The 13,555-nt window shown below is 68.7% G+C and carries 12 protein-coding genes; 6 read left to right on the top strand and 6 right to left on the bottom strand.

Going from position 1 to position 13,555, the window contains the following annotated elements:
• Window positions 1-31: 31 nt before the first annotated feature.
• Both FSY98_RS00450 and glsA read left to right on the top strand, forming a co-directional pair.
• On the top strand, window positions 32-550 hold the full coding sequence (locus FSY98_RS00450; RefSeq protein WP_222119101.1) for a GNAT family N-acetyltransferase: 519 nt from the start codon (window positions 32-34) through the stop codon (window positions 548-550).
• The gene (gene glsA, locus FSY98_RS00445) at window positions 547-1,485 is read left to right on the top strand and encodes a glutaminase A (protein ID WP_144872605.1); all 939 of its coding nucleotides are present in this window, start codon (window positions 547-549) and stop codon (window positions 1,483-1,485) included. Before FSY98_RS00450 ends, glsA begins: the two co-directional genes overlap by 4 nt.
• An 86-nt stretch (window positions 1,486-1,571) precedes the next feature.
• Here glsA and glnA read toward each other — a convergent pair whose 3' ends face one another.
• Window positions 1,572-2,996, bottom strand: a complete 1,425-nt coding sequence (glnA, locus tag FSY98_RS00440; protein ID WP_144872602.1) for a type I glutamate--ammonia ligase — start codon at window positions 2,994-2,996, stop codon at window positions 1,572-1,574.
• Between the two features lie 117 nt (window positions 2,997-3,113).
• Here glnA and FSY98_RS00435 point away from each other — a divergent pair, with 117 nt between their 5' ends.
• On the top strand, window positions 3,114-3,542 hold the full coding sequence (locus tag FSY98_RS00435; RefSeq protein ID WP_260857188.1) for an RDD family protein: 429 nt from the start codon (window positions 3,114-3,116) through the stop codon (window positions 3,540-3,542).
• Window positions 3,543-3,548: 6 nt separating this feature from the next.
• Here FSY98_RS00435 and FSY98_RS00430 read toward each other — a convergent pair whose 3' ends face one another.
• Window positions 3,549-4,028 (bottom strand): ATP-dependent zinc protease, encoded by a 480-nt coding sequence (locus FSY98_RS00430; protein ID WP_144872599.1) that lies wholly within the window; start codon window positions 4,026-4,028, stop codon window positions 3,549-3,551.
• 24 nt (window positions 4,029-4,052) lie between these two features.
• Here FSY98_RS00430 and FSY98_RS00425 point away from each other — a divergent pair, with 24 nt between their 5' ends.
• Window positions 4,053-5,240 (top strand): RimK family alpha-L-glutamate ligase, encoded by a 1,188-nt coding sequence (locus tag FSY98_RS00425; protein ID WP_144872596.1) that lies wholly within the window; start codon window positions 4,053-4,055, stop codon window positions 5,238-5,240.
• Between the two features lie 64 nt (window positions 5,241-5,304).
• On the opposite strand, the gene FSY98_RS00420 is transcribed toward FSY98_RS00425, so the two are convergent.
• A complete protein-coding gene (locus FSY98_RS00420; protein WP_144872593.1) occupies window positions 5,305-6,015 on the bottom strand; it encodes a DUF4191 family protein in 711 nt (236 codons plus the stop codon).
• Between the two features lie 157 nt (window positions 6,016-6,172).
• Here FSY98_RS00420 and FSY98_RS00415 point away from each other — a divergent pair, with 157 nt between their 5' ends.
• Complete coding sequence (locus FSY98_RS00415; RefSeq protein WP_144872590.1) at window positions 6,173-7,723, top strand: hypothetical protein; 1,551 nt, start codon at window positions 6,173-6,175, stop codon at window positions 7,721-7,723.
• A gap of 10 nt (window positions 7,724-7,733) precedes the next feature.
• Here FSY98_RS00415 and sucB read toward each other — a convergent pair whose 3' ends face one another.
• The 3 genes from sucB to FSY98_RS00400 all read right to left on the bottom strand — a co-directional run bounded on the left by sucB (window position 7,734) and on the right by FSY98_RS00400 (window position 12,470).
• Window positions 7,734-9,533 (bottom strand): 2-oxoglutarate dehydrogenase, E2 component, dihydrolipoamide succinyltransferase, encoded by a 1,800-nt coding sequence (sucB, locus tag FSY98_RS00410; protein WP_144872587.1) that lies wholly within the window; start codon window positions 9,531-9,533, stop codon window positions 7,734-7,736.
• Window positions 9,534-9,619: 86 nt separating this feature from the next.
• On the bottom strand, window positions 9,620-10,993 hold the full coding sequence (lpdA, locus tag FSY98_RS00405) for a dihydrolipoyl dehydrogenase (protein ID WP_144872584.1): 1,374 nt from the start codon (window positions 10,991-10,993) through the stop codon (window positions 9,620-9,622).
• 4 nt (window positions 10,994-10,997) lie between these two features.
• Entirely contained in the window at window positions 10,998-12,470 is a 1,473-nt protein-coding gene (locus FSY98_RS00400) for a leucyl aminopeptidase (RefSeq protein WP_144872581.1), read from the bottom strand.
• 105 nt (window positions 12,471-12,575) lie between these two features.
• Between FSY98_RS00400 and FSY98_RS00395 the strand changes: the two genes are divergently transcribed.
• A complete protein-coding gene (locus FSY98_RS00395; RefSeq protein WP_144872578.1) occupies window positions 12,576-13,517 on the top strand; it encodes a proteasome assembly chaperone family protein in 942 nt (313 codons plus the stop codon).
• Window positions 13,518-13,555 lie beyond the last annotated feature (38 nt).

Raw genomic sequence — 13,555 nt, 5'->3', positions numbered from 1 at the left:
CGATGTCCGATGCTCGTGCCATGGTCGGTGTATGGAGACCTTGACGCTCCGCCCGTGGTCGGAGGGCGACCTGCCGCTCCTGCGGGCGGCGAACACCGCGGCGATGACCGCTCATCTGAACGGACCGGAGAGCGAGAGGCAGGTACTCGGGCGGCACCAGCGCTACCTCGGTCTCGACGACCGCACGGCGAGGATGTTCGTCGTGATCGCGGATCGCGTCCGCCCGGTCGGCGCGATCGGTTACTGGACCGTCGAGTGGCGAGACGAGCCCGCATTCGAGACGGGATGGTTCGTGGTGCCGGCCGCACAGGGGAAGGGAGTCGCCTCACGCGCCCTCGCGCTGCTGATCGACGATGCCAGGGCGCACCCCGCTGGGCTGCGTCATCTCGTCGCATTCCCGGCAGTCGAGAACGCCGCCTCCAACGGCGTGTGCCGCCGGGCGGGATTCGAGCGCGCGAGTTCGCTGGCCGGGGAGTTCCGCGGATCCGAGCTGACCATGAACGTGTGGGAGCTCGACCTGCACCCACACCGTGCCAGGCTGGAGTCATGACGTCGAGACCCGATCCGCTCGCCTACGACCTCGACGACCTGCGCGACCGCATCCTCGTGGAGGACGGTGGCGCGGTCGACGAGAGCATCCCACAGCTCGCCGAGGCCGACCCGGAGCTCGTGGGGTTGGCCCTCGTCACCGTCGACGGTGCGCTCAACGCCAGCGCCGGAGCGGACGCGCGTGTGAGCATTCAGTCCGCGGTCAAGCCGTTCCTTTTCGCCCTCGCTCTGCAGGACACCGGGGGAGAGGCGCTCGACCGGGTGGGCATCGAGCCGACGGGCGAGGCCTTCGACGCGATCAAGCTCGAGAGCGGCACCGGCAGGCCACCGAATCCGATGGTGAACGCCGGGGCGCTCCTGACGGCATCGCTCGTCGACGGAGCGGATGCCTCGGCGCGGAGCGAACGCATCCTCAGCGGCCTCTCGGCCTTCGCCGGTCGACAGCTCGAGGTGGACGAGGAGGTCGCCGAGAATGAGCACCTGCTCGGGGATCGCAACCACGCCCTTGCACACCTCATGCGCTCCGAGGGAACTCTCACGCTCAGTGCAGACGACGCGGTCGCCGCGTACGCGCGTGCCTGCGCGACGCTCGTGGACGCGCGTGATCTTGCGGTCATGGGCGCGACGCTCGCCTCAGGCGGACGCAATCCCGTCACCGGGGTCCAGGTCGTGTCGGCGGCCGTCGCCCGCGACGTGATCTCGGTCATGGCGACCTGCGGCGTCTACGACGGATCGGGGCGGTGGATGCGGCAGGTCGGCATCCCCGCGAAATCCGGCGTCTCCGGAGTCATCGTGCTCTCGGCGCCGGCCCGTCTCGGCGCCGCGATCGTCAGCCCGCCACTCGACGAGCAGGGCACCAGCGTCCGGGGCCACATCGCGAGTGAGATCCTCAGCGCCGACCTCGGCCTGCATTCGTTCCAGACGCGTTCTGACTGAGAGGCGGGAGCTGGCCGAACCTCCGTGCGAACAGACGAGCCCGCCCCGGCGCGACGCCGGGGCGGGCTCTCTTGGTGCTGATCGGATCAGACGCCGTAGTACAGCTCGAACTCGAACGGGTGCGGGCGCTGAGCCATCGGCAGGATCTCGTTCTCGTACTTGTACGAGATCCAGGTCTCGATGAGCTCCTCGGTGAACACGCCGCCCTCGAGCAGGAAGGCGTGGTCGGCGCGCAGCGCCTCGAGAGAGTCGAGCAGCGAGTTCGGCACCTGCGGGATGTTCTTGGCCTCCTCGGGGGGAAGCTCGTAGAGGTCCTTGTCGACGGGCTCGTGCGGCTCGATGCGGTTCTTGATTCCGTCGAGGCCGGCCATGAGCTGCGCGGCGAAGGCGAGGTACGGGTTACCAGAGGCATCCGGCGCACGGAACTCGATGCGCTTCGCCTTGGGGTTGGAGCCCGTGATCGGGATGCGGATCGCGGCCGAGCGGTTGCCGGCCGAGTAGACGAGGTTGACCGGCGCCTCGAAGCCCTTCACCAGACGGTGGTAGCTGTTGAGGGTCGGGTTCGTGAACGCGAGCAGCGCCGGCGCGTGGGCGAGGATGCCGCCGATGTACCAGCGTGCGATGTCGCTGAGCTGGCCGTAGCCCGCCTCGTCGTAGAACAGCGGCTCGCCGTCGTTCCACAGCGACTGGTGCGTGTGCATGCCCGAGCCGTTGTCGCCGAACAGCGGCTTCGGCATGAAGGTCGCGGACTTGCCCCAGAGGTCGGCGGTGTTCTTGACGATGTACTTGAACTTCAGGATGTCGTCGGCCGCATGCACCATGGTGTCGAAGCGGTAGTTGATCTCCTGCTGACCGGCGGTGCCGACCTCGTGGTGCGAGCGCTCGAGGATGAAGCCGGCGTCGATGAGCTTCAGAGTGATGTCGTCGCGCAGATCGGCCGTCTTGTCGACGGGGGAGACCGGGAAGTAGCCGCCCTTGTACGGGGTCTTGTTTCCGAGGTTGCCGCCCTCTTCCTCGCGACCCGTGTTCCACGCGGCCTCTTCGGAGTCGACCTTGTAGAAGCTCTCGCCGGCGGTGACCGAGTAGCGGACCTCGTCGAAGATGTAGAACTCGGCCTCGGGAGCGAAGAACGCGGTGTCGGCGATGCCGGTGGACGCGAGGTACTTCTCGGCGTTCTTGGCGACCTGGCGCGGGTCCTTCGTGTAGATCTCACCCGTGCGGGGGTTGTAGATGTCGAAGATCATCACGAGGGTGCTCGCCTCGCGGAAGGGGTCGATGTACGCCGTCGTCACATCGGGGATCAGCTGCATGTCGGATTCGTGGATGTTCGCGAAACCACGGATCGACGAGCCGTCGAAGAGCTGGCCGTTGGTGAAGAAGTCCTCGTCCACGGTGGAGGCGGGGATGTTGAAGTGCTGCTGCACACCCGGGAGATCGGTGAAGCGGATGTCAAGGAACTTGACGTCGTTCTCCTCGATGTAGGCGAGCACCTCGGACGAATCTTTGAACATGGACGACTCCTGTATTGCGGATCGATGGCTTACGGCCATTCTGCACAGTACGGGCGGGGCGTTTCCCGGGAGTATCCGTATTGTTTCCGGCATGTTACGCGCCGGTAGGCTGGAGACGTGACGGATGCTGTGAACTCTTACCCCGGAGAACGACTCGGATTGCCGAACACCGGGACCGGCAGCATCGCCCGTCCGGGGCGCCGGATCGGGGCGCTCGTGATCGACTACGTCGCCGCATCCCTCATCGCGACGGCGTTCCTCGGATACGACCAGTTCGCCCTTCCGTCCGAGGCGGGGCTCTCGCAGTTCGCTCCGCTCGCGGTCTTCGCCGCACTGCAGATCCTCTTCATCCCGACCGCCGGCGGCAGCCCTGGCCACCGGATCGTCGGCATGCGCGTCATCCGTCTGTATGGCGGGTGGGTCGGACTCTGGCGCCCTGTCATGCGGACGCTGCTGCTCGTGGTCGTCATCCCCGCCGTCATCTGGGATGCGGACCAGCGCGGTCTGCACGACAAGGCCTCCGGCCTCGTCCTCATCCGCGCCTGAGCCGGATCACTCCTTGCCGCGGTTGCGTCGGCGGGCTTCGCGCGGCGCGCGACCTCCGACGAACGATCGCGCAGGGTCGACCACGTAGCCGTGCTTGAGCGCCTCGCGACCGATCAGCATCCGGAAGCCCATCTCGTCGCGGTTGCTCAACGTGACCTCGGCAAGCACCTCGCGGTCGTAGAGGCGGATCAGCAGTTCGACGACGAAGCGGTCCTGCGCGTGGCCCGACGAGCTGCGTACGGCGCGGCGGTCGTGCACGGGGGACTCGACGACGACGGCATCCTCTTGGCTGTCCTGCCAGGGCTTGACGCGGAAGCGCACCCACGAGGCGCCGTCCCGTTCGAACTCGCGGATGTCGAAGGCATGCAGTGATGACGTCCGCGCGCCGGTGTCGATCTTGGCTTTGATCCAGTCGACGCCGAGATCGGGCAGGCTCACCCATTCTCGCCACCCGATAAGAGTGTTTGAATGGGATGACGTGCTCACCCGACCATCCTGGCAGGAAATTCCGTGAAGATCGCAGTGCTCTCCCGTGCGCCACAGGCGTACTCCACGCAACGACTGCGTGCCGCCGCTCTCCAGCGAGGCCACAACGTCAAGGTGCTGAATACCCTGCGATTCGCGATAGACCTCACCGCTGACGAACCCGACCTGCACTATCGGGGTCGGCAGCTGAGCGACTACGACGCGATCCTGCCTCGCATCGGCAACTCGATCACGTACTTCGGCACCGCGGTGGTGCGACAGTTCGAGCAGATGGACGTGTACACGCCGAACACCGCGAACGGGATCTCGAGCGCGCGCGACAAGCTCAGGGCGAACCAGATCCTGTCCCGGCACAACATCGCGATGCCTCCGACGGCCTTCGTTCGGAATCGCGCCGACGTGCGGCCGGCGATCGAGCGCGTGGGCGGGGCTCCCGTCGTCATCAAGCTTCTCGAGGGCACGCAGGGCATCGGCGTGATCCTCGCGCCGCAGGTCAAGGTGGCCGAGGCGATCATCGAGACGCTGCACTCGACCAAGCAGAACGTGCTCATCCAGAAGTTCATCTCGGAGAGCCGGGGCCGCGACATCCGGGCCCTGGTCGTCGGCGACCGCGTGGTCGCGGCGATGCGGCGGTCGGCGGCGGGCGACGAGTTCCGCTCCAATGTGCACCGCGGCGGGTCCGTGGAGTCCATCGAACTCGATCCGGTCTACGAGCGCGCTGCGGTGCGGTCGGCGCAGATCATGGGACTCCGCGTCGCCGGCGTCGACATGCTCGAGGGCGATGAGGGCCCGCTGGTGATGGAGGTCAACTCCTCTCCCGGGCTGCAGGGCATCGAGACGGCGACGAAGCTCGACGTCGCCGGCGCCATCATCGACTACATCGCCGGGCAGGTCGCCTTTCCCGAGATCGACGTGCGGCAGCGTCTCACGGTCTCGACGGGCTACGGCGTCGCTGAGCTCATGGTGCACAACGCCGCCGGTCTCGTCGGCAAGACGCTCGGCGAAGCCGGCCTCTGGGAGCGTGACATCACCGTGCTGACTCTGCACCGGGGCGTCTCGGTGATCCCCAATCCGCGCAAGCACGTGGTGCTGGAGGCGGACGATCGCCTGTTCTGCTTCGGCAAGCTCGACGAGATGCGCTCGATGATCCCCGAACGGCGTCGCCGTCGGGCCAAGGTGCGCAAGCTCCCGCGTCAGCCCCTGTCGGAGTGAACGACGAAGCGCGGCCGTCCTCCTCGGAGGACGGCCGCGCTTCGTCTGCGTGAACGATGCCTGATCAGCGCGGGCGCTGAGCGCGCACCTTCGTCGGGTCGATGCCCTTCGGGATCGGCAGCGAGGAGATCGACTGCGACACCGAGTCGATGCGCTTGATGACGGCGGCCATGGTGGCCTTGTCGATCGCCTTCGGAAGCTTCTTGATGGTCTTCGCCAGATCGGCGATCGCGACGTCGTCATCGCCGTGGCCCACGTAGATGACCGTCACGGGAACGCCGTGAGCGACGCGGGCCGCCTTGCTGCGCTCGTCGTTGACCAGACGGGTGAGGCGACCACGGGCACCCTCGCCGATGACGACGACGCCGCCGCGACCGACGGCGCGATAGACGGCATCCTGCGTCTTGGGGTTGATGCCAACGGGGGTGTCGGAGCCCTGCCAGCTGCGGCCGAGGCTCGTGCTCACCACGTGACCGGTCGCCCCGGGCATGCCGTCGATCTTCTGGTACATGGCCGAGGTCGACAGGCGCGTCATGAGGAACATCGCTCCGAGAACGCCGAGCATGAGGCCGGAGATGCCCCAGAGGACGAGGGTCCACACCTGGAACGGGGGGATCACGTAGCCGACGATGAGGCCGATCAGCACACCGGCGATCAGCACGCCGATCTGCGCCCACGGAAGCCAGGGGTAGACCTCGCGGGTGAACCGGAAGAGCGACTTGATCTGGGAGAAGAAGCCGGGGCGCTTCTCGGGCGCGGACGATCGGTTTGCCATGCGTACAAGGATACCGATTCCCGGATGCCGTCATGTCGCCGTTCGCGGGAGGCGGATCGGCCCGCACTCCTCCTGCACCATCAGAGGAGACCGGAGAATTCGTTCACAACGGCTGTTCTCGCCCCGCGGACGGGGCGCGACGCGCTGTCATAGAGCCATGAAGGCCGAGGCGGAGATCAGGCGTCGTGAGGCGCCGCTCGTTCCGGGTGCGCACCGGGTGGTGCGGCGCCTCACAGCGGACGAGGGTCCCTACCCCGGAGTGCTGGTGACCCGCGGCGACGCGGTGGCAGTGCTGCGCAACCTCGACGAGCTTCGAGAGTGGGAGGGGCTGCGGCACGCGGGAGCCGGCCACGTCGCCGGTCCAGTCGACCTCGTGCGGCGGATCGACGGGCACGAGGTGCTTCTGCCCTGGTGCACCGAGCGCCTCTCGACCTTCATCGGGCAGCGCGGGTCTGGGGAGCCCGCGCTGTCCGGCGGGGAGGTGAGCACGCTGGTCGTCAGCCTGCTCCGCGGCATCGACGAGCTGGCAGCGTCAAGCGGTGCCGATGCGGTCGGCGAGTGGTGGCTCACCGACGAGGGGTGCCCTGTATTCGTGATCGGTGCCGGGAGCGATGCGCGCTCCTCGGCGGCGGATCTCATCCGCGCCCTGGAACGAGAGCGCTCGGATCGCGTGCAGAGACGGCTGCTCGCAGCGATCAGCGATGGACTGAGACAGGCTCTCGATCGACCGGACGTTCCGCGACGTCAGCTCCTCGCATGGGAGTCGGAGTTGTTGGAGATCGCGACACCCCGTCCGCTCATGCGCATCGACGAGCTCGCCCCTGAGACGCAGGAGGCTGACGTGCTGCATCGCGTGCGCGCGTCGCTCACGACCGCGTCGCCGCCGAGTGTGCCGCGAGGCGATGCGCGTGCCCCGGCAGGGAGGAGACATGCCTCGACGGGGAGGAGGCGAGCCTCGGAAGGAAGGCGTGCCTCATCGCGGCGGAGAAAAGTTTTGTCCTGGGGCTGGGGTCTCGGTGCCGCAGTCGAGGTGCTCGCGCCTCTGAGCGAGGGTGCGCGGCGGCTCAGCGGGCGCATCACGCGTCGGCGAGGCGCCACACCGTCGAGGGAGGGGCAAGGAGCCGCGCACACCGATACGGCACCGGGCGGCCGCTCTCGACGACGGACACCGAAGATCCTCGTGGGCGCGGGAGCAGCCGGTCTCGTCCTGCTGACGGGGGCGCTCTGGCCTGGCGAGGCGGCGGAGCCGCCCTCGAGCGGACGTGACAAGGTGTCCGGCATCGACGAGGAAGCGGGATCGGCAGGGATGGACGCGGACGTGGGGAGGTCGCCGGCGCCGATGGAATCGGCAGACGATACGCGGGCGGACGAGGTGCCGGGGATGCAGTCGGACGACGACCCCGCCGCCGTGGTCGCGACGCTCCTCCGCGAGATCGAGGAGTGTCATCGAGCAGCGGATCAGGAATGCATCGACGCGGTTGCTCCCGGATCCGTGGGCGTCGTCGCTGCGCTGGGGGCAGGACGCGAGTCGGGATCGAAAGGGGAATCCGTTCTGCTCGACCTCTACGGCGACATCGCCGTCGTGCGCACGACGGGATCTCCCGCCGGCGACGGCGAGTCGGCTGCCTCGCGCGTGCTGGTTCTCGTTCGCGTGGCAGAGAAATGGCTGGTCCGCGACGTCTACGACGCCGCGGACCAGCCGGAGTGATGTGCGCGGATCAGGCGCCGAGCTGCGCGGAGAACTGCGCCGACTCGAGACGAGCCTTGATCGCACCGAGGAAGCGGGCGGCGTCAGCACCGTCGATGATGCGGTGGTCGTAAGACAGCGCCAGGTAGACGTACGACCGGATGGCGATCGCGTCGCTGCCGCCGACCTTGACCAGGCCGGGGCGCTTGACGACCGTGCCGGTGCCGAGGATCGCCGACTGGGGCAGGAACACGACGGGGGTGTCGAACAGCGCGCCGCGCGAACCGGTGTTGGTCAGCGTGAACGTGCCGCCGGCGAGCTCGTCGGGCTTCAGCTTGTTGTCGCGCGTGCGGGCGGCGAGGTCGGCGATCTCGTGGGCGATCTCGGCGATGTTCTTCGAGGCGGCGTCACGCAGAACGGGCGTCAGCAGCCCGCGCTCGGTGTCGACCGCGATCGAGAGGTTCTCGGTCGCCGGGTACTTGATCTGATCGCCGTCGACCGTGGCGTTCACGATCGGGAACGCCTGCAGTGCCTCGGCCGCTGCGAGGGCGAAGAACGGGAGGAACGACAGCTTGTCGCCCGTCTTCTCGAGGAACGACGTCTTGACGCTGTCGCGGTACTCCGCGAGAGCGGTCACGTCCACCTCGACCACAGTGGTCAGCTGGGCGGTCGACTGCATCGACTCGACGGCGCGCTGAGCGAGGACCTTGCGCAGACGCGACATCGGCTGCGTGGTGCCACGCAGCGGCGAGACCTCGAGCGGAGCGGGCGCTGCCGGAGCCGGTGCTGCCGCGGGTGCCGACGACGCGGACTCGGCGGCCTTCAGGACGTCCTCCTTGCGGATGCGACCACCGACGCCGGTGCCCGTGACGCTCGCGAGGTCGACACCCTGCTGCGAGGCGAGACGACGCACGAGAGGCGTGACGTAGAGGTTGTCGCTCTCGGTCGGGAGCGAGAGCTTCTGCTCAGCGGGGGCGGCCGACGCGGCCGCGGGAGCTGCTTCCTCCTTGGCTGCCTCGGCGGGGGCTGCGACCGGAGCTTCGGACGCCGGTCGCTCGGCCGGCTTGTCGACCGGCGTTTCGGACACGGATGCTGCGGCGGCGGGGGCCTCGACCGGCTGAGCGGACTCGGCGGGAGCCGGGGCGGACTCGGCGGGGGCGGGAGCGGACTCGGCGGGAGCAGGAGCTGCTCCCGATCCCACGCGGGCCAGAACGGCGCCCACGGCGACGGTCTCGTCTTCTGCGGCGACGATCTCCTGCAGCACGCCGGCCACCGGAGACGGGATCTCGGTGTCGACCTTGTCGGTCGAGATCTCGAGGAGTGCCTCGTCGACCTCCACGCTGTCGCCGACCTGCTTGAGCCAGCGCGTGACGGTGCCCTCGGTGACGCTCTCGCCGAGCTCGGGGAGCACGATGTCCTTCGCGTCACCCGCGGGGGCAGCTGCCGGGGCCGCCTCGGAGGGGGCTTCCGCAGCCGCGGCCGGCTCGGCGGCGGGTGCCTCTGCCGGGGCGCTGCTCGACTCGGCGGGCTCGGGGGTCGCCTCGGCTGCCGGTGCGGCGGCCTCGGGCGCGTCCGCTGCGGGAGCGGAGTCGCTGCCGTCGCCGATGCGCGCGAGCAGCGCACCCACCTCGACGGTCTCGTCTTCGGCGACGAGGATCTCCTCGATCACGCCGGTGATGGGGGAGGGGATCTCGGTGTCGACCTTGTCGGTCGAGATCTCGAGCAGGCCCTCATCCGCCTGCACGGTGTCTCCCACCTGCTTGAGCCAGCGGGTGACCGTACCCTCTGTGACGCTCTCACCGAGAGCGGGGAGGACCACGGATGTGCTCATGACGGAGTCTCCTTTAGAAGTTGTGGACGCTTGTCTAGCTTAGTGACCTGCGCGACCGTTGGTGTTCCGCGCCGGCCGGTGTCGGGTCAGAGAGCGTGCAACGGCTTTCCGGCGAGGGCCAGGAACGCCTCGCCGAGAGCCTCGCTCTGGGTCGGGTGTGCGTGGATGAGCGGAGCGATGTCCTCGGGGTGCGCCTCCCATGCGACGGCCAGCTGACCCTCGGTGATGAGTTCGCCCACGCGGTCGCCCAGCAGGTGCACACCCAGCACCGGGCCTTCCTTGAGTCGCACGACCTTCACGAGACCACCGGTGCCGATGATCTCGCTCTTGCCGTTGCCAGCGAGGTTGTACTCGTAGGCGGCGACGGCATCCGCTCCATGCTCTGCCACGGCAGCCTCTTCCGTGATGCCCACCGAGGCGACCTCGGGGCTGGAATAGGTGACCTTGGGGATCTGGGAATCGGGGATGTTCGTCGGCGCGAGACCGGCGATGCGCTCGGCGACCGCGATGCCCTGCTGGAACCCGCGGTGAGCGAGCTGCAGCCCCGGCACGATGTCACCGACGGCCCACACGCCGGGGACACCGGTGCGAAGGTCCTCGTCGACCGTGACGAAGCCGCGGTCGAGGGTGATGCCGGCATCCTCGAAGCCGAGATCGGCGGTCATGGGGCCGCGTCCGACGGCGACGAGCAGATAGTCGGCGGTGAACTCCGTGCCGTCCTCGAGCGTGACGGTGACCGACTCATCGGTCTGCGCCGCGCTCTGGAATCGCACGCCGAGGGAATAGGCGATGCCGCGGCGGCGGAATGCCCGCTCGAGTCCCTTGCTCATCGCGATGTCTTCGTTGGGCACCAGGTGCGGGAGCGCCTCGATGATCGTGACGTCGACGCCGAACGAGCGCCACACGCTCGCGAACTCGACGCCGATGACGCCGCCGCCCAGCACGAGCACGCGCTCCGGTATGACATCGAGCGACAGGGCCTGCTCGCTGGTGAGGATGCGGCCGCCGATCTCGAGCCCCGGCAGCGTGCGGCTGTAAGAGCCCGTCGCCAGCACGACGTCGGTGCCCACGTACACGTCGTCGCCGACACTCACCGACCGGTCGGTGTTCAGGCGCCCGAGACCGGGCACAGTGGTGATGCCGCGTGCCTTCACGAGCCCTTCGAGACCCTTGAACTTCTTCGCGACGATACCCTCCCGGTAGGCGCGCACACCGGCCGGGTCGATGTTCTCCAGCGTCGCGGTGATGCCGACGTGGGCGGCGTCGCGGACGTGCTCGGCGACCTCCGCCGCGTGCAGCAGCGCCTTTGTCGGGATGCACCCGCGGTGCAGGCAGGTGCCGCCCACCTTGTCTTTCTCGATGAGAGCGACGGACTTGCCGAGCTCGCTCGCTCGGAGCGCCGCGGCGTACCCGCCGCTGCCTCCGCCCAGGACGACGATGTCGAAGGTGTGGGTTGTCATGCGGTCATGCCTCCGTGTGGGATGCGTCGGCGAAGGCGACGATCGATCGGACCATCGCCCCCGTTGGGCCCTTCTCGGTGAAGCCGTACGGGGCTCCGCCGTGCTCGCCGGAACCGGCGATGTCCAGATGCACCCAGGGGATGCGGGGTGCGTCGTCCTCGTCGGACACGCGGCCGATGAAGCGCCGGAGGAAGAGCCCGGCATAGGAAGCGCCGCCCATGCGGTCGCCCATGTTGGCGTTCTGCATATCGGCGATAGGGGAGTCGAGCGAGTCCTCCATGTAGTCGGGCAGGGGCATGTGCCACGCGAGCTCGCCGACCGAGTCGGACGCAGCCAGCAGCTCCGCGACCGCGTCGTCGTCGCCGAAGACGCCGGTGTGGCGGTGCCCCAGGGCCATCACGATCGCGCCGGTGAGGGTCGCGACGTCGATGATCACATCGGGGTTCTCGCGGCTTGCCGCGACGAGGCCGTCGGCCATGACGAGGCGGCCCTCGGCATCCGTGTTCGGGACCTCGACGGTCGTGCCGTCGAGGATCCGGATGACGTCGCCGGGGCGCAGCGCGCGTCCTGACGGCATGTTGTCGGTGATGCAGAGCCACGCTGTGACACGCACCGGCAGTCCGAGCGTCGCGATCGCGCGCAGCGCCGCGAGGCTCGTGGCGGCGCCGGCCATGTCGAACTTCATGCCGACCATCGAGGCTGCGGGCTTGAGCGAGAGACCGCCGGTGTCGAAGGTGATGCCCTTACCGACGAGCGCGATGTGCCGCCCGGCACCCGCCGGGGCGTAGTCGAGCCGCACGAGCCGCGGCGGCCGGTCCGACCCCTGCGCGACTCCGAGGATGCCGCCGAAGCCCTGCTCGGTCAGGGCGTCCTCGTCGAGGATCTCGACGGTCACGTCGAGGTCGGCCACGCTGTCGGCCGCGCTCTGCGCGAGTTGTGCGGGGCTCTGCCATTCGGCGGGGACGTTCACGAGGTCCTTGACCAGCGCGACCGCATCGCCGACCGCGACGGCCTCGGCGACCGCGTCGTCGGAGAGGTCCGCGTGCAGCAGCACGGTCGACGCTCGACTCTTGCCCTTGTCCGATTTGTAGCTGTCGAAGCGGTAGCCGCCCAGAACTGCGCCTTCGGCGGCCGCCCGTGCGTGCTGGTCGAGGCCGGGCGCGAGGGCGACGGACACGGTGTCGAAGCCCGTCAGGCTGCGGAGCGCGGTGCCGACCGCATTGCGCACAGCCACCGCATCCGGATCCTTCCCGGTCCCGACGACGGCGAATGGGAGCGCTGTGACCTGCGGGGCGTACACCCTGGTGAACGCTGATGCCGACCCGGTGAACCCGACGCCCCTCAGCGCCTCGACGAGACCCGGGTACGAGGCGAGGTCGTCGCCGGATTCGGTGATCTCGGAGATGACGAGCACTGCGGCGTCTGCAGCGCTTCCTGGGAACTGTTCTGAAGTGCGCGTGAGCGCGGGAAGCGTCATGACTCCATCCTAGGGATCGCGCTCGGTGGCGGTCGCGATCGGCGTGTTCGCTCTGAGCATGATGCGCTCAGCCCCTCCGTCGGCGCCTGCTCGTAGCATGGAGACATGCCCTTCTCCGGAGAGATCCACGAACGTGTCGCGAACGCGCCGGCGGTGCCGCGCGGGCTTCCCCTGGTGCTGCTGATGACCGGCTTCACCGACGCGGGCAACGCCGTCTCCGGACTCATCGAGCACCTCCGGGAGACCACGGCGCCCCAGCCGATCGCCGTCTTCGACAACGACGTCCTCCTCGATTACCGCGCGCGCCGACCCATCATCGCCTTCGACCAGGACCACCTGACCGAGTTCCGCCCCGCGCGCCTCGAGCTCTCGCTCGCGACCGATGCGCTCGGACAGAAGTTCCTCCTCCTCGCCGGTTACGAGCCGGACTTCGCGTGGAACCACTTCGCGCGCACTGTCCTCGAGCTCGCCGCCGAGTTCGAGGTCTCCGGGCTCAACTGGGTCCACTCGATCGCCATGCCCGTTCCGCACACCCGGCCGATCGGCACGACAGTGAGCGGCAACCGCCGTGAGCTCACGGTCGCACACTCGGTGTGGCGCCCGCGCACGCAGGTGCCGGCGACCGCCGGTCACCTCCTCGAGTTCCGCTTCGCCGAGCGGGGAGACCGCGTCGTCGGTTTCGTGCTCCTCGTGCCGCACTACCTGGCGGAGACCGAGAACCCCGAGGCCGTGATCGCCGCGGCTGAACGACTGATGGCCGCGACGGGCCTGGTGGTCATGCTCGACGAGGTGCAGGAGCGTCGCGAGGACTACCGCGCTCGCGTGGACGAGCAGGTCGCCGGCAACGACGAGCTGCAGCAGATGGTGCACGGTCTCGAGCGGCGCTACGACGCCTACATGGCCGGACGCGACCCCGAAGACGACTCGTACGACGAGGGCGGTTTCAACGAGCGCGACCTGCCCAGCGCCGATGAGCTGGCAGCCGAGCTCGAGCGCTATCTCGCGTCGCGCCCCACCGGTGACGACGACAAGAACGGCCGTGGCTGACGGCCGAGTGCCTGGTGTTCGACGGAATGCGTCCGCAT

Origin of the sequence: Microbacterium sp. 1.5R, assembly GCF_007667425.1 — a bacterium.
In the GTDB taxonomy this organism is placed as follows: domain Bacteria; phylum Actinomycetota; class Actinomycetes; order Actinomycetales; family Microbacteriaceae; genus Microbacterium.
The sequence above is the reverse complement of the archived record's forward strand: the minus strand, read 5'-3'. Positions and strand labels throughout refer to the sequence as shown.